This window comes from Dongia sp. (genome assembly GCF_041918875.1).
Lineage (GTDB): Bacteria > Pseudomonadota > Alphaproteobacteria > Dongiales > Dongiaceae > Dongia.
Genome location: NZ_JAYRUV010000009.1, coordinates 131,981 through 148,344 on the forward strand (window position 1 = coordinate 131,981; position 16,364 = coordinate 148,344).

General features: G+C 64.3%; 14 protein-coding genes. 11 read left to right on the plus strand and 3 right to left on the minus strand.

Annotation, left to right across the window (positions count from 1 at the left end):
• Positions 1 to 69 precede the first annotated feature (69 nt).
• On the minus strand, positions 70 to 741 hold the full coding sequence (gene bioD, locus ACE3TY_RS11555; RefSeq protein WP_374653186.1) for a dethiobiotin synthase: 672 nt from the start codon (positions 739 to 741) through the stop codon (positions 70 to 72).
• 109 nt (positions 742 to 850) lie between these two features.
• Here bioD and bioB point away from each other — a divergent pair, with 109 nt between their 5' ends.
• Positions 851 to 1,831: a biotin synthase BioB gene (bioB, locus tag ACE3TY_RS11560; RefSeq protein ID WP_374653187.1), complete on the plus strand. Its 981-nt coding sequence runs from the start codon at positions 851 to 853 to the stop codon at positions 1,829 to 1,831.
• The gene (locus ACE3TY_RS11565; RefSeq protein WP_374653188.1) at positions 1,824 to 3,113 is read left to right on the plus strand and encodes an adenosylmethionine--8-amino-7-oxononanoate transaminase; all 1,290 of its coding nucleotides are present in this window, start codon (positions 1,824 to 1,826) and stop codon (positions 3,111 to 3,113) included. The genes bioB and ACE3TY_RS11565 overlap by 8 nt, the downstream gene beginning before the upstream one ends.
• A gap of 13 nt (positions 3,114 to 3,126) precedes the next feature.
• Here ACE3TY_RS11565 and ACE3TY_RS11570 read toward each other — a convergent pair whose 3' ends face one another.
• Complete coding sequence (locus ACE3TY_RS11570) at positions 3,127 to 4,833, minus strand: glycosyltransferase family 4 protein (RefSeq protein WP_374653189.1); 1,707 nt, start codon at positions 4,831 to 4,833, stop codon at positions 3,127 to 3,129.
• Between the two features lie 132 nt (positions 4,834 to 4,965).
• On the opposite strand from ACE3TY_RS11570, the gene ACE3TY_RS11575 reads away from it, so the two are divergent.
• Positions 4,966 to 5,736, plus strand: coding sequence for a DeoR/GlpR family DNA-binding transcription regulator (locus ACE3TY_RS11575; protein WP_374653190.1), 771 nt, complete (start codon positions 4,966 to 4,968; stop codon positions 5,734 to 5,736).
• Between the two features lie 6 nt (positions 5,737 to 5,742).
• Here ACE3TY_RS11575 and ACE3TY_RS11580 read toward each other — a convergent pair whose 3' ends face one another.
• On the minus strand, positions 5,743 to 6,936 hold the full coding sequence (locus ACE3TY_RS11580; protein ID WP_374653191.1) for an aromatic ring-hydroxylating dioxygenase subunit alpha: 1,194 nt from the start codon (positions 6,934 to 6,936) through the stop codon (positions 5,743 to 5,745).
• A 192-nt stretch (positions 6,937 to 7,128) separates the two neighbouring features.
• Here ACE3TY_RS11580 and ACE3TY_RS11585 point away from each other — a divergent pair, with 192 nt between their 5' ends.
• The 8 genes from ACE3TY_RS11585 to ACE3TY_RS11620 all read left to right on the plus strand — a co-directional run bounded on the left by ACE3TY_RS11585 (position 7,129) and on the right by ACE3TY_RS11620 (position 16,364).
• Positions 7,129 to 8,061, plus strand: coding sequence for a LysR substrate-binding domain-containing protein (locus ACE3TY_RS11585; protein ID WP_374653192.1), 933 nt, complete (start codon positions 7,129 to 7,131; stop codon positions 8,059 to 8,061).
• 124 nt (positions 8,062 to 8,185) lie between these two features.
• Positions 8,186 to 9,442, plus strand: a complete 1,257-nt coding sequence (locus tag ACE3TY_RS11590) for an FAD-dependent oxidoreductase (RefSeq protein WP_374653193.1) — start codon at positions 8,186 to 8,188, stop codon at positions 9,440 to 9,442.
• Positions 9,443 to 9,458: 16 nt separating this feature from the next.
• Positions 9,459 to 9,773 carry a sarcosine oxidase subunit delta gene (locus ACE3TY_RS11595; RefSeq protein ID WP_374653194.1) on the plus strand — a complete coding sequence of 105 codons (315 nt, stop codon included), beginning with the start codon at positions 9,459 to 9,461 and terminating at the stop codon, positions 9,771 to 9,773.
• Complete coding sequence (locus tag ACE3TY_RS11600) at positions 9,773 to 12,691, plus strand: 2Fe-2S iron-sulfur cluster-binding protein (protein WP_374653195.1); 2,919 nt, start codon at positions 9,773 to 9,775, stop codon at positions 12,689 to 12,691. The genes ACE3TY_RS11595 and ACE3TY_RS11600 overlap by 1 nt, the downstream gene beginning before the upstream one ends.
• A gap of 1 nt (position 12,692) precedes the next feature.
• The gene (locus tag ACE3TY_RS11605; protein WP_374653196.1) at positions 12,693 to 13,427 is read left to right on the plus strand and encodes a hypothetical protein; all 735 of its coding nucleotides are present in this window, start codon (positions 12,693 to 12,695) and stop codon (positions 13,425 to 13,427) included.
• Positions 13,424 to 14,416 carry a GlxA family transcriptional regulator gene (locus tag ACE3TY_RS11610; protein ID WP_374653197.1) on the plus strand — a complete coding sequence of 331 codons (993 nt, stop codon included), beginning with the start codon at positions 13,424 to 13,426 and terminating at the stop codon, positions 14,414 to 14,416. Before ACE3TY_RS11605 ends, ACE3TY_RS11610 begins: the two co-directional genes overlap by 4 nt.
• A 94-nt stretch (positions 14,417 to 14,510) precedes the next feature.
• The gene (locus ACE3TY_RS11615; protein WP_374653198.1) at positions 14,511 to 15,272 is read left to right on the plus strand and encodes a helix-turn-helix domain-containing protein; all 762 of its coding nucleotides are present in this window, start codon (positions 14,511 to 14,513) and stop codon (positions 15,270 to 15,272) included.
• A gap of 192 nt (positions 15,273 to 15,464) precedes the next feature.
• Positions 15,465 to 16,364 (plus strand): glutamine amidotransferase family protein, encoded by a 900-nt coding sequence (locus tag ACE3TY_RS11620; RefSeq protein ID WP_374653199.1) that lies wholly within the window; start codon positions 15,465 to 15,467, stop codon positions 16,362 to 16,364.

Consider the following 16,364-nt stretch of genomic DNA (forward strand, 5'->3'; position numbering starts at 1 on the left):
GGGCTTAGAGGCAGGGCCCGATCGGAACTCCCTCACCCCACGAAGTGGGGAGAGGGTGGGGGATGCGGCTCATAGCGCGCCGGCCAGGGCCGCGATGGCGGCTGCGTCGGGATTGCGCTTCAGTGTCAGAATGCGCGTGTCCGGTGCGTGGCGCCGCAGGACTTCGACGGTCTCGGCGATGGGTACGGGACTGACCGGCGATTCGTTGACGATGACCGCATGGGGTGCGAGGCCATGCAACTTCATCGCGGCGAGGGCTGCCAATGTGTGGCTGATGGTGCCGAGATAGGAGCCGGCGACGAGCAGGACGGGAAGCTGCAGATCCTTCATCCAATCCATCACCGTATGTCTGTCGTCGAGCGGCACGAAGATTCCGCCAACACCTTCGATGATGAGGCGGCCCTCTTCGGGCATCATGCCGGCAACCGCGCGGCAGGTGTCGACCAGTTTGGCATAGGGGATTGTCCTGCCTTCGCGCGCGGCCGCCATGTCGGGCGAGAGGGGGGCTGCAAAGCGCCAGGGCGAGATGAGGTTGAGGCCGCCCGAATCCATCGGCGCGCCCATGGCCATGAGCAATTGCCCGGCGTCCGAGCCGGCCACATCGGCGGGATCGAAGCCGCTCATGACCGGTTTCAGCGCGGCGATGGCGCGTTCCTCCCGGCGCCAATGACGCAGCAAGGCGGCGCCGAGATAGGTCTTGCCGATATCGGTGCCGGTGGCGGTGACGAAATAGCCCGTCATGGTCCAGTGTCATTCGGTTGAACGGTCAAGCCGCCGTCGGCTTGACACCCTTTGGGGGCAAGCTTAGCGTCCGGCTCGATCGACGTTAAGCGGGAAAGGCTGTTGCGACATGGACAATTTAAACGCCGAAGATCTGCGTCATGACTGGTCGGTGGCCGAAATCGAGGCCTTGTTCGCGCTGTCATTCAACGATCTGATCTTCCGTGCGCAGAGTGTCCATCGCCGGCGCTTCAATGCCAACGAAGTGCAGATGTCGACCCTGCTGTCGATCAAGACCGGCGGCTGTGCCGAGGATTGCGCCTATTGCCCGCAGGCCGCGCAATACCAGACCGGCGTCGAAGCCGACAAACTGATGCAGGTCGAAAAGGTGGTCGCCGCCGCGCGCGCGGCCAGGGAGGGCGGCGCCTCGCGCTATTGCATGGGTGCCGCCTGGCGCGAGCTCAAGGACCGCGACGTCGATGCGATCTGCGATATCGTCAAGGGGGTCAAGGATCTGGGGCTCGAAACCTGCATGACCTTAGGGATGCTGACCGAGCCGCAGGCGTTGCACCTCGCCGAAGCGGGGCTCGACTATTACAACCACAATATCGATACCTCGCCGGAATATTACGGCGAAATCATCACCACGCGAACCATGCAGGACCGCTTCGATACCCTGCAGCATGTCCGCTCGGCCGGCATGAAGGTCTGTTGCGGCGGCATCGTGGGCCTCGGCGAAGGCCGGCGCGACCGTGCCGGCATGCTGGCGACGCTCGCCAACATGGAAGAACATCCGGAATCGGTGCCGATCAACATGCTGGTGCAGGTCGAGGGCACGCCGCTCCACGGCACCGAGAGGCTCGATCCGCTGGAATTCGTGCGCACCATCGCGGTGGCGCGCATCGTGATGCCGGCCTCGATGGTGCGCCTTTCGGCCGGGCGCGAAACCATGAGCGACGAATTGCAGGCGCTGGCCTTTCTCGCCGGCGCCAATTCGATCTTCTGCGGACCGAAGCTGCTGACCACGGCCAATCCGGCGCAGCCGAGGGACGAAGCCCTGTTCGACAGGCTCGGTCTCAAGCCAATGCCGGTTCAGGCTCATCATGCCTGAAGCGGCTGCGGCGCCGGACTGGCTGCGGGAAGGCTTCAAGCACCTGTGGCTGCCCTATACGCAGATGCAGACGGCGCCGACGCCGCTTCCCGTCGTGCGGGCCGAGGGAGCGAAACTGTTCCTTGCCGACGGAACGGTGCTGGTGGACGGCATCGCTTCCTGGTGGACGCAGGCGCATGGCTATAACCATCCGCATATCCGGGCGGCGGTCGCGGCCCAGCTGGAAAAGCTGCCGCATGTCATGCTGGGCGGACTTGCCAACGAACCGGCCATGGTACTGGCGACGCGGCTTGCGAAACTGGCGCCGGGCGATCTCGATCACGTCTTCTTCTGCGAATCCGGCTCGGTCTCGGTCGAAGTGGCGATGAAGATGGCGATCCAATATTGGATCAACCGCGGCATTCGCGGCCGCACGCGTTTCGTCAGCTTTCGCCATGGCTATCACGGCGACACCATGGCCTGCATGTCGGTCTGCGACCCGGACGAAGGCATGCACGGCCATTTCAAAGGCTATCTGCCCGAACAGATCGTGGTGCCCCTGCCGCGCGACGCGGCCGGCGAAGCAGCCTTTGCAGCCCTGCTGGCACAGCGTGGCGGCGAGATTGCCGGCATCATCGTCGAACCGCTGGTGCAAGGGGCGGGCGGCATGAAGTTTCACGAGCCCGCGTCGCTCTCTTTCCTGCGCCGCGTCAGCGAGGCGCAGGGACACCTTCTTATCCTCGATGAAATCATGACCGGTTTCGGCCGCCTGGGGACCATGTTCGCCAGCGAGCAGGCCGGCATCGTGCCCGACATCATGACTTTGTCGAAGGCGCTTTCCGGCGGCACGCTGCCTTTGTCCGCGGCGATCGCGCGGCGCCATGTGTTCGGCGCCTTTCTATCGGACCGTCCCGATACGGCGCTGATGCATGGGCCGACCTATATGGGAAATCCGCTGGCCTGCGCCGCGGCCAACGCGTCGCTCGATCTCTTCGAACGGGAACCGCGCCTGCAGCAGGTCGCGGCCATCGAGGCGCATCTGCGGGAACGCCTGGCGCCCTGCCGTGCCCTCAAGGGCGTCGTCGATGTGCGCGTCAAGGGTGCCATCGGCGTCGTGGAACTGGACCGGGCCGGCGAAGGCGTCTGGCTGCGGCCCCATTTCCTCGAGCGCGGCGTCTGGGTCCGGCCCTTCGGCAACATCGTCTATCTGGCCCCGCCTTTCGTCGTGTCGCAGGATGAATTGGCGCAGCTGACTGGCGCCATTGTCGACGTGCTGCAGATCTGGTCGCGGGAGCGCGCCTGATCAGCGAGTCCGGTCAGCGAATAGGCGGCTTGATGCCGAGCAGGCCCAGCTTGGCCAGCCAGACGAGGCCGCGTTCGATGCGGTCGCGCCGCGCATCGGGTGCATCGGCCAGGATGTCGCCCACGCTTGAAGGTCCGCCGCGCTGCAGGTCGGCCAGGATGCGCGCGCAATCGTCGGGATCCGGTGCCACGGGCTTCACGAAGGAGATGAGGGGCGATTGCAGCAAGGCCTGCAGCCGGGCACCGTCGGCACCCTGCATCGCGGCGGCGATATGCCCGTCGGTCAGAGTGTCGCTGGGATAGCCGGTAAAGCTGTCGAAGGGGTCGAGCCGCGACGGATTGGCGGCTTCGCCGGCACGGCGCGGCGCATTCTCGGTGCCTGCCTTGCGCAGGCCATCCAGTTCCCGCCACAGGGCCTGATAGCGCTTGACGATGACGGCCCAATCGAAAGTTTCGACCGCGCGCCGCCGTGCCGCTTCGCCCATGCGGCGGCGCAGATCGACATCTTCGATCAGCTTGAAATAGGCGCGTCCCGCCGCGATGGGGTCGATGGCAACGAACTGGCTGGAGAAGCCGCAATAGAGGTCGTAGGTGTCGATGCCCGCGGCGTGCCGGTCGGCGAGATCCGCGCCGAGACCCGCGCGGGGCATCAGCGTGGGCACGCGCAGGCCGTCGATGCCGTCGCGCACCGTGTCCTTGTAGCCATTCCAATCGCTGACGACGCCAGGCAGGCCCGCCGCCATGGCTTCGATCGGCGTCAAGCCGAACGTTTCCTGGAAATTGTCGGAAAGCGAGGTGAAGAGATCGGCCGCGGCCCAAGCCTGGGCGCGCTGGTCCGGCTTTCTACCGTCGAGGAAGATGGCGTTCACGCTGGGGCAGAATTGCGCCGCACCGCTCTTGAAGGCGTTCTCGATGAAATCGTTGGCGAACCAGCCTGCCTGGATGAGATGGACCTTGCCCGCCCCCTTCGTGGCGAGCGCCTGCGCCGCGCGCTCAAGGCCCAGATACATCGGCAAGGGATGCGCCTTGGCATGAAAGGACAGACGGCCGACGAAAAGGACGGCGACATCCTGGGGTCCGAATCCCAGGGCGGCCCGGGCGGCGTCGCGCTTGTCCGCGTCCGGCGCGAAGGATTGCGTGTCGACGCCCAGCGGAATGACGGGCAGCTGCGGCCGCGTGAAATGCGCGGCACCCATGCGCTGCCGCAGATAGTCCTGCTGCCGGTCGAGAACGAGGTCGATCGTCTCGCGCACCACAGACGAGGTGCAGATCAAGGCATCCCAGGCCTGCACCGGTGCCGAGAGCAGGCCGACGATCCAGTCCATGGCGCCGGCCGATGCGGTCGTATGGGTGATGCCGGTGATCGAAAAGAGCTTCTGCCCGACGCCGCGCCGGCGCCAAGCGGCGGCGGCAAGGCTGGGATCCGGCAGATACAATGTTCCAGGCGCCTTGGGCGAGGCCGCGTCGCGCTCGTCCAGCCAGCGCACGGGGCGCTTGTTGCCGAACTGGCCGACCAAGCGCTGGAAGTGCCCGGCATATTCCTTGCTGGCGGCATAGCAGTAAAGCGTATCGACGCCGCCATGCCGGGTGAACCCCTTCAGGAAACCCTCGCCGGCGGCGTGCCGGCCCATCAGTTTCTGCCGGCCCGTGTCGTAACCTTCGGGCTGATAGAAGATGGCGGCGTTGGCCGCTTCGTTCGGATTGTCGGCTGGATCGTCCATGGCCGGGAGCATAAACGGCCCGGGTTCCATGCCAAAAGATATTCTTTCCGAGTCGGATGGCTGCCGGCCGGGCTTGGCGGACCGATGCCGAGAATGTCATGATCGGCGCGAGGGCGGATTCGGGGAACGGGTATGGGGCGAAGTGCGCGGAACAAGGTGGCGCGTCAGAAACGCATTCTGGAAGCGCTGCAAGCGAATGCCGCCGTGCGGGTGGGAGCGCTGGCCGAGGCGCTGGGCGTTTCCGGCGAAACCATTCGCCGCGATCTGGCCGAACTGGGCAGCGAGGGCGCCGTCAGCCGGACCTATGGCGGTGCCGTCGCCAAGCCCATCCTGCAGGAGCCGAACTGGCGCATCCGCCATGGCGAGTTCCGCGAGGAACGCCGGAAGATCGCCCAGCTGGCCAGCGACCTGATCGCGCCGGGTGACATCCTGATTCTCGAAATGGGCTCCACCGTCATGCATCTGGCTGAATTGCTGTCCGCCGGCGGCCGCGACCTGACCGTGATCACAAGCAGCCTGGAAGTGGCGCTGACCCTGGGGCGCAACGACAGCATCGCCGTGCATCTTTGCCCGGGTGTTCTCGATACGCGCGAAGGCAGTGTCATCGGCGCCGAAACCGAAGCCTTTCTGCAGCAGTATAATGCGACGATCGCCCTGGTCGGTTCGACCGGCGTCACGCGGGAGGGGCTGCAGGAAAGCCATACCGGCATCGCCGCCGTGAAGCGCGTGATGCTGTCGCGCGCGAAAAAGCGCGTGGCCCTGCTCGATCACAGCAAATTCGACCAGACCAGCCTGGTGACAGCCTGCCCGCTCGGCGCCATCGATCTCCTGGTCAGCGACCGGCGGCCGGAGGGCGAGCTGGCCGCGGCCTTGGAACAGGCGGGCGTGGAGGTTCGCGTCTAGCCCTGCCTAGCCGGCAAGCAGGCGTTTTGCCAGCCAGCGATGGAAGCAATGGGTGGGACCGTCCATCGCCGGCGAAAAGACGCCGCCATCATAGGCCGGGGAACGCCGCCCGTTCTGCATGCGCTCGACCATGTCGACATCTTCGGCGAAGACCTTCTTCCAGGCATTGAGGTTGGCCTGCTTCGCGGCGTCGAAATGCGGATCGGCGGAGGCGTCGCCGACATAGTAGATTTCCAGATGCTCGCGCGTCTGGCTCAGCGATACCGGCTCCAGGCGGATGGCGAAGAAATGATCGCGATGGATGCCGAGCAGCACATTGGGAAAGAGCGAGGCATATTCCGAGGCCTTGTCCCAGCGGGCAGGGAGGTTCGGGAATTGCGGCAGGTTCGGCCCGTCCTTGACCAGCAGCGGCGTGTAGGCGTGGCTGCCCTGGCCGCTGAAACGGTCTTCGACCTCGATATTATAGTGATCCTCCAGCTTCGAGTAGGAGTTCAAGGCGGGATGGATCGAGGGCAGGTGATAGGCCTCGCAATAATTCTCGACCGCCAGCTTCCAGTTGCAATCGACGGTGAGCTTGAGGCTGCCAGCATCGCCCGGATGGCGGATATGGCTCATGTCGAAATCGCCCCAGCGATCGGCCAGCGGCTTGATGAAGTCCGCGAAGGGTTCGGCGTCGCCGCTCATGTTGACGAAGACCATGTCCCAGAAGACGACATGGCGGACGGGTTTGAGGCCATGCTCGCTCTTGTCGAACCCGGCGGTTTCGTTGGTGCGCGGGCCGCCGATATGCGGCGTGCCGAGGAGCCGGCCTTCGAGATCGTAGACCCAGGAATGATAGGGGCAGCGGATGCGCCGCTTGACGCTGCAAGGCTCCGTCACCAGCTGCGCGCCGCGATGCGAGCAGACATTGTGGAAGACGCCGATCGTGCCGTCATAGCGGCGGACCATCAGGACCGGCAGGCCCAGCACGTCGCTGGGGAAGGCGTCGCCCGCATTGGCGACGTCGCGGCCGAAGCCGATGCAGAACCAGGTCCTGGCGATGACACGGTCGCGTTCCCATTCGCGGAAGGCCTGGCTGACATAGGCTTCGTTGGGCAGGCCGCGTGCACGTTCGATCGGCTGCAGCACGCGCGCGATGGCGGCCGGGTCGAAAGGAAGCCGGCCCGATTGAAGCCCGATTGAATGTTGGAAGGAATGCACTGGCGATACTCCTGGGGACGCCGCTGGGGTCGCACGGACGGCAGTCTTGGCCGGACCGGGGCGACAAGTAAATGCAGACTTGGCTGATACCGGCATGATCAGCCGTCATGACCGGACCCCGATTATGCGCGGGCTTTATGCTGCCCTGACCGTGCAGTATAGAAGACGGAACTTCTGCTCATGGGATTGCATATGGCTCGACCCTCGCTGCGCCGCTCGCTGCCGCCATTGAATTCGCTGGTTGCCTTCGAGGCCGCCGGGCGCCTGGAAAGCTTCACGGCGGCGGGCAGGGAACTCGGCCTTACCCAGGCCGCCATCAGCCGGCAGATCCAGCAATTGGAATCCGATCTCGGTGTACTGCTCTTTTCCCGCTCGCGCCGCGGCATGCGCCTGACGCCGGAAGGCGACATTCTCTACCGTGCCGTCACGTCGGGCCTGACCTCGATCTCCGACACGGCGACGACGCTCAGGCAGCAGCAGGGGCGGCGCAGCGTCACCATCGGCGCCAGCCTGGGCTTTTCCACCTTCTGGGTCATGCCGCGCCTGCCCGGCTTCCGCTCGGCCAATCCCAGCATCGATCTGCGCCTCGTTTCCTCCGATGCCTTGGGGGATCTGGCCGAGGAGCGCATCGACATGGCGATACGCTATGGCGACGGGCATTGGCCGGCGCTCAATGCCACGCGCATGTTCGGCGGCGAGATGTTCCCGGTCGTGAGCCCGGCCTTGATCAAGGGCAAGAAGCTGCCTTTGAGCCTCGACGAGTTCTGCGCGCTGCCATTGCTCGAATATGAATCGGCCGATCCGCGCTGGCTTTCGTGGGAGGATTGGGCGCAGAACATGCCGGACCGGCCAAAACTGCCGGCCGCGCGCATTCGCTTCAACTCCTATCCTCTGCTCGTCCAGGCGGCGATCGCCGGCGAGGGCATGGGGCTGGGCTGGCGCTATTTCGTCGATGAATTCCTGCACGATGAGCGCCTGGTGCGCCCCGTGGATGAGGTGATGGTGACCGAGTTCGGTTTCCATCTGGTGGAGCCGATCGGCGCCCGTCCGCGCACGGCCACAACCCTGCTGCGGAAATGGCTGCTGGACCGAGCGCGCGAGAGCGAAGCGACGCCGCTGCCTTAGAGCCAGTTTCCATCTGAAAATCGGTCAGACGATTTTCCGTCATCGTCGGTCGATAATTGACAATGCCGTAAAATCGGCTGAGATAGCCTTGCCGCCATTCCGCTGCATGCGCCGAGGCAATCCGATGATCCCAGCCTTCGTTCCCCTGAAGATCCTGCGTTACGGCTTTCGCAAGAAATACCCGGCCGAGCGATTTATCCCCAAGCAGCAGGATCTGAAGAAATCCTATGACGTCGTCATCATCGGCGGCGGCGGCCATGCGCTGGCCTGCGCCTATTACCTGGCGCATACGCACGGCATCACCAATGTCTGCGTGCTGGAGCGCGGGTATCTGGCCGGCGGCAATACGGCGCGCAACACGGCGATTATCCGTTCCAACTATCTGACGCCGGAAGGTGTGCGTTTCTACGAGCAGTCGCTGAAGCTCTACCGCGACTTCAGCCAGGAACTCGATTTCAACATCCTCTATACGGAGCGCGGGCATTTCACCCTGGCGCATACCGATGCCGCCATGCGCACCAGCCGCTGGCGTGCCGAGGTCAACAAGCAATTGGGCGTCGATTCCGAGCTCATCTATCCGGACCAGATCGCCAAATTGTGCCCGTATCTCAACATGTCGGACCATGTGCGCTATCCGATCATGGGCGCCCTCTTCCATCCGCCGGGATCGATCGCGCGCCATGACGCCGTGGCCTGGGCCTATGCCAGGGGTGCCGCCAAGTTGGGCGTCGAGATTCACCAGCAGACTTCGGTCAACGGCCTCATCATCGAAAACGGCACGGTGAAGGGTGTCGAAACATCGCGCGGCACGGTCTATGCGAACCGGGTGATGCAGGCGGTGGCCGGCAACACGTCGGTGGTGGCCAAGATGGCGGGCTTCCGCCTGCCGATCCGCACCATTCCGCTGCAGGCCTGCGTCAGCGTGCCCCTGAAGCCGTTCCTCGACCAGATCATCGTCTCCGGCTCGCTCCACGTCTATGTCAGCCAAAGCTCGCGCGGCGAATTGGTGATGGGCGGTTCGACCGACCCCTACGGCCTCTATGGCACGCGTTCGACCCTCGACTTCAAGGAAGGCCTGCTCGGCCACATGCTGGAACTGCTGCCCATGCTGGGCGAGGTGAAGGTGATGCGGCAATGGGCCGGCATGACCGACATGACGCCCGATTTCAGCCCGATCATGGGCCTGACGCCGGTCAAGAACTACTATATCGACAGCGGCTGGGGCACCTGGGGCTTCAAGGCGACGCCGGTCTGCGGCATGACCATGGCGCACACCATCGCCCATGACAGCCCGCATGATCTCATCAAGCCATTCTATCTCGACCGCTTCGTCGACTATGCCCAGGTCGGCGAAAAGGGTGCCGCCTCGGTTGGCCATTGAGGGGAGGAAAAGACCCATGAAAGTCATGAATTGCCCCTTGAACGGCCCGCGCAACATCAGCGAATTCTCCTGGGGCGGAGAGGTGAAGCCGATGCCCGATCCCGCGACCCTGGGCGACAAGGAATGGGCCGATTGGCTGTTCCTGGAAAATAACGATGCCGGAATCGTGCGCGAATGGTGGTGCCATGTGCCGACCTCCTTCTGGTTCATCGCCGAGCGCAACAACATCACCGACGAGATCATCAGGACCTATCCGGCGGCGGAACTGTTCACGACCCGGGTCGAATTTGCGCCCAAAACCACTGTGAGCGGGATGGGGGAGAAGAAGTGATGAGCGACATCAACCGCCTGCCCGCGCCCTTCGGGCGTCTCCTCAATCGCGCCGAGACGGTCACCTTCGATTTCGAAGGCCGCACCATCACCGGGTTCAGAGGTGACACCATCGCCAGCGCCCTTTGCGCCAACGGCCAATGGATGATTTCGCGCTCGTTCAAATATCACCGGCCGCGCGGTGTGCTGACCATGGCCGGGCAGGACGCCAACACGCTGGTACAGCTGCCGCAGGAACCAAATTGCCTGGCCGACAAATATCCGGCCGGGAATGGCCTCAAGGTCAAGGCGCAGAACTATTTCGGTTCCTTCGACAGCGACATGGCGCGCGCGGTCGAACTGGTGCACCGCTTCCTGCCCGTGGGCTTCTATTACAAGACCTTCAACGAGAAGAAGAAATCCTGGGCCTTCTGGGAACCGATCGTGCGCGCGCTCACGGGCCTCGGCACCATCGACCCCAAGGCCGATTTCCACGAGAGCTATTACGACAAGCAATATCTCTTCGCCGACGTGGCCGTGATCGGCGCGGGGCCGGCGGGTCTTGCCGCGGCGCGGGCGGCGGTGGAAGCGGGGGCCGAGGTCATCCTCATCGAGGAGAATGCGGCCATCGGCGGATCGCTGGGTTATGCCCGTTTCGATGCCGCCGGTTCGCGCGCCGAGACCCTGCTCGGCGATTGCGGCCGCATGCTGGCCGGCGCCAAGGGCTTGCAGGTCATGACCGGCACCATCTGCTCCGGCGTCTTTGCCGACAATTGGATACCGCTCATCAAGGGCAATCGCTTCTACAAGCTGCGCGCCAAATCGATCGTGGTCGCCACCGGCTCGATCGAGCAGCCGGCGGTCTTCCGCAACAACGATCTGCCGGGCGTCATGATGGCCAGCGCCGCCCAGCGCCTCATCCGCCTTTACGGCGTGCGGCCGGGCCGCGACGCGGTCATCCTCGCCGCCAATGACGACGCCTATGGCGCCGCCCTCGATCTCATCGACGCAGGTGTCAAGGTGGCGGCCATTGCCGACCTGCGCGCCGACGTGCCGGCGACGCCCCTGGTGGCGGCGGTGCGGGCGCAAGGTGTTGCCATTGACGCCGGCCACGGCATCAGCGAGGCGCTCTACGCGCAGAAGTCGCATATTTCGGGGGCTGTGCTGGCACCCGTCGCCGGCGAGGGCAAACTCGGGACCGGCGGCAGGAGCGTGGCCTGCGATCTCATCCTGATGTCGGTCGGTTTCAGCCCGGCCGGGCAGCTGCTGCACCATGCCGGCGCCAAATTCGGCTATTGCCATCAGTCGCACATGTTCGAGCCGGTCGAACTGCCGGCCGGTGTCCATGCCGCAGGCTCGGTCAACAATGTCTACGATCTCGATGCCGTCATCGCCGATGGGAAGCGCGCCGGTCTGGCGGCTGCCAAGGATGCGGGGCTCAACATTGCCGGCATTCCGGCGGCACCGGCCGAGAAAGGCAATGTCGGCCGCACGCATCCTTGGCCGATCTTCCCGCATGAGCGCGGCTTCGATTTCATCGATTTCGACGAAGACCTCAAATATCACGACCTCGTCAACGGCATCGCCGACGGCTATGACAATGTCGAATTGCTGAAGCGCTATTCGACCGTCGGCATGGGCCCCAGCCAGGGCCGCCATTCGGCGGTGACGTCGGTGCGCATTGTTTCACGTGAAACCGGCACCGATATCGCCAGGATGAATGTGACGACCCAGCGCCCGCCTTACACGCCGGAGAAGTTCGGCCATCTCGCCGGCCGCGTGTTCGACCCGGAACGGCGCACGGCGATGCATCACCGGCATCTGGAACTGGGTGCGCAGATGATGCCGGCCGGCGTCTGGTGGCGCCCGGCCTATTACGGCGCCAGATCGGATCGCGGCAAGGCCATCGACACGGAAGTAAAGGCGGTGCGGGAGAATGTCGGCCTCATCGACGTCTCGACCCTGGGCGGCCTCGACGTGCGTGGGCCGGATGCGGCCGAATTCCTCAATCGCATGTATACATTCAGCTACACCAAGCAGCCGGTGGGGCGCTCGCGTTATGTGCTGATGACCGACAATGCCGGTGTCATCACCGATGACGGCGTCGCCTGCCGGTTCCATGACGAGCATTTCTATGTGACGGCGACGACCAGCGGCGTCGATGCGGTCTATCGCCAGATGCTGTTCTGGAACGCGCAATGGCGCTTGGACGTCGATGTCGCCAACGTGACGGCGGCCTTGAACGGCGTCAATATCGCCGGGCCGAAATCGCGCGCCGTGCTGCAGAAAGTCTGCAGCGATATCGACCTTTCGCCCGAAGCCTTCCCCTATATGGGCGTCAGGATGGGCACGGTTGCCGGCATCCCGGCGCGGCTCATGCGCGTCGGCTTCGTCGGCGAACTGGGTTATGAAATCCATGTGCCGGCCGGCTATGGCGAGGCCTTGTGGGATGCCTTGCTGGAAGCCGGCAAGCCCGAAGGCATCAGGCCATTCGGCGTCGAGGCGCAGCGCGTGCTGCGTCTGGAAAAGGGCCACATCATCGTCAGCCAGGACACGGACGGCCTCACCAATGTGTGGGAAGCCGATATGCCCTGGGCGCTGGCGAAGACCAAGCCCTTTTTCGTGGGCGGCCGTTCGACCGAGATCATGGCCAAGATGAAGCTGCAACGTAAGCTGGTCGGCTTCACCTTGAAGAATGCCAGCGACGTCTGTCCGGAAGAATGCCATCTGGTGCTTCGCGGCGAGGAGATTGTCGGCCGCGTGACCTCGGCGGTGAAATCGCCCAGCCTCGGCAAGGTCGTCGGCCTTGCTTACGTGCATGGCGACGATGCCAATCCGGGCAGCGAGTTCACCATCAAGGTCGATGGCGGCCAGCGTATCACGGGCGTGGTGACGAAATATCCATTCTACGACCCTGAGAACAAGCGGCAGGAGATGTGAAATGAACGCGATCAATCCTGCCGGCCTGAAACGGCGCAGTTTCATCTACCGCGAACTGGTCAAGCTCGGCGCCAATTTCGGCGAACTGAATGGCGGCGCCGTGCCGCTCGATTTTGGTGCTTCGCGCGAGGCGGAGCTGGCCTCGGCAGGGCGGTTGGCCTTGGCCGATCTTTCGGTCATGCCGCATGCCGGTTTCAAGGGCCGCGGCACGGTCGAATGGCTGGCCGCGCAGGGCCTCGCCATCGGCCCGGATTCCAACAAGGCCTATGCGCAAAGCGGCGGCGAGCTGGCGGCGCGCCTGGCGCCGATGGAAATCTTCCTGCTCGATTCCCTGGCCGGGGCCGGTCTCCTGATGCAGCGCCTCAATGCTGCCTGGAAATGGGCCGAGGCCGCACCGCGCCCGCAACAAGGCTATCCCCTGCCGCGCCAGGACAGCCATGCCTGGTTCATGTTGACCGGCGAATTCGCACCGGAGATGTTCTCCAAGATGTGCGGCGTCGATCTTCGGCGCGACCGCTTTGCCGATGGCAGCATCGCCCAGACATCGGTTGCCAAGATGAGCGCCATCATCATCCGCGCCGACCGCAAGGCGAAGGACGGGCGGGCGCATGCGGCCTATCACGTGCTGGCCGATATCGCCTCAGCCGAATATCTCTGGTCCTGCCTGATGGATGCCGGCAAGGAATTCGGCATCCGGCCGGTGGGCCTCACCGCCCTCCGCGATCTGGAGCGATGAACGAGCGGGAAATCGCCGATTTCGCGGCGGCCCGCACCATCGGGTCGGCGCCTTTCCGTCTTGCCATCATCCTGGTTCCCGGCTTCGCGCTGATGTCTTTCGCCTCGGCGATCGAGCCGGCGCGGGCGGCCAACCGCATGTCGGGCCGGAAGCTCTATCAGTGGGCGCTGTTCGGCACGGGCGCCGAGAGTGTCGAATCCAATAGCGGGATCGAGGTTGCGGCGCGGCCCGTGAGCGAAATCGACCCGGCCGATTTCGACATGGTGATCATCTGCGCCGCTTCCCATGCCGAAACCAAGCGCTTCATGACCGTGGAGGCGGCGGCGCGGCGGCTGCACCGGGCGGGTCTTGCGCTGGCCTCCGTCAGCACCGGCAGCTTCGTGCTGGCGCGGGCCGGCCTCCTTACCGGGCGGCGCTGCACGGTGCATTGGGACTATGCCGATTCCTTTCGCGAAGCCTTTCCGGACGTCGATCTCTTGAACGATCTCTTCGTCGTCGACGGGCGCATCCTCACCTGCGCCGGCGCCACGGCCGCCCTCGACATGATGCTGGAACTCATCCAATGCCATCACGGGCGGGAACTGGCACGCCAGATCGCCGACCAGTTCCTGCATGGCGGCATCCGTGGGGCGGCCGAAGGCCAGCGCCAGGTACTGCTGGGTGCCGCGGTGCGCAACACCATCGTGCAGCGCGCGGTCCAGCGCATGGAAGCCACTGTCGAGGAGCCGGTCTCGCCAGCGCGGCTGGCCCATGAACTGGGCGTCAGCCAGCGCCAATTGGAGCGGCTCTCCAAGCGATATCTCGGCTGCACGCCGGCGAAGTTCCACGCCCAGCTCCGCCTGCAGCGGGCGCGGCGCATGCTGCGCCAGACCGAGCTGTCGGTCGCTGAAATCGCCATCGCCTGCGGTTTCGTCTCGCTGTCGCATTTCGCCAAGGCCTATCGCCGACAGTTCAGCGTCAGCCCGCGCCAGGATCGCCAAGCGGCGTAGCGGTCGAGAGGGCATGACGTGGCCGGAAACTGCCGCTATGCTCTGACATCGACCATTTGAGTCGGTCGCAGGACAATAATCGGTGGGACAAGTCATGGCGCGAGAGCGCGGCAACAGCCGCGAGAATGGCAGCAAGAAGGACGGCAAGGCCGCCAAGGCGACAATGGCGCGGCAAGGCCGCTCGACCACCTCCATGGCTGGCGCCCCCGACAAATTGACCGCCAAGCAGGTCAAGCGCGCCGCCGATCTGAGCCAGGATCCGCACCACGTCTCGGGCAAGGGGCGCTCGCTGGAGGCAGCCATCGGCCGCGAAGTGCGCAATTTCCGCCACCAGCTCAACATGACCGTGGCGCAGCTTTCGCAGGCTTCGGCCATGTCCGCCGGCATGCTCTCCAAGATCGAGAATGGCCAGACCTCGCCCTCGCTTGCCACGCTGCATGAGCTGTCAAAAGCGCTGCAGGTGCCGGTGACCTCCTTCTTCCGCGGCTTCGAGGAGGAACGGTCGGCGACCTTCGTCTCGGCCGGCCAGGGTCTGCCGATCGAGCGCCGCGGCACCCGCGCGGGACATCAGTACCAGCTCCTCGGGCACGGTTTCAGCCGGGGCCTGGCGGTCGAGCCATATCTGGTGACGCTCACCGAGAATTCCGACGTATTCCCCATCTTCCAGCATGATGGGGTCGAATTTCTCTATATTTTACAAGGCGAAGTCGGTTACCGGCATGGCGACAAGCTTTACCACATGCGCCCCGGCGACAGCCTCTATTTCGATTCGGACGTGCCGCATGGACCGGAACAGCTGATCAAGCTGCCGATCCGGTTTCTGTCGATCATCACCTATGCGCGGGATAACGACTGACGCATCGCAAACCGCGTCATGCCCGGGCTTGACAGTCAAGGCGGGTCGGAAATGTGCCGGGCCTCGCGCCAGGAATAGAGTTTCCTGTAAGTAAAAAAAGTTTCATAACCCTTGACAGCGGGCGGCAGGCGGTTATCTTTGCAGCATCGCGGCTCAAGGCCGCATTTTCCGCCACCAAGGGAGATATGCGCCATGTGCGGTATCGTTGGCTTGTTCCTTAAGAATCCGGCGCTCAAACCCGCGCTTGGCAAGCATCTCGAAACCATGCTGATCGGCATGACCGACCGGGGTCCGGACAGCGCGGGCATCGCCGTCTACCACAGCCCGGTTTCGGGCAAGCGCAGCAAGCTGACGCTCTTCAACGCAGACACCGCCTATCCGTGGCGCGGAATCATCGGCGATCTCGGCGCCGACCTCGATGTCGAGATTGATGTCGAGCAGCGCGGCAACCATGCCCTGGTCACGGCCGACACGAACGAGGCCGACGTGGTCGCCTGGGTGAAGGCCAAGCACCCGGAAATCCGCATCATGGGCTATGGCAAGCTGATGGAAGTCTATAAGGACATGGGGCTGCCGGCCGATGTCGCCAGGAAATACGGCCTCGCGCACATGCAGGGCAGCCATGCCATCGGCCATACCAGGATGGCCACGGAAAGCGCCGTGACGACCGAGCATTCGCACCCCTTCACGCCAGCCTCCGACATGTGCCTGGTGCATAATGGCTCGCTCTCGAACCACAACAATTTACGCAAGTGGCTCAGGAAGCAGGGCCAGGAATTCGACACCGACAATGATTCGGAAGTGGCGGCGCGCTATTTCGCCCATCGCCTCGGCGAAGGCGCCACGCTGAAGGAGGCGATGGAAGCGGGCCTTGCCGATCTCGACGGCTTCTTCACCTTCACCATGGGCACCAAGGACGGCTTTGCTGTCGTGCGCGACGGCATCGCCTGCAAGCCGGCGGTTCTGGCCGAAAACGACGATTGGGTGGCAATGGCCTCGGAATTCCGCAGCCTGGCCTATCTCCCCAACATCGAAAAGGCCAAGATCTGGGAACCGGCCCCCGCCACCGTCTATAGCTGGAGCCTCCACTGA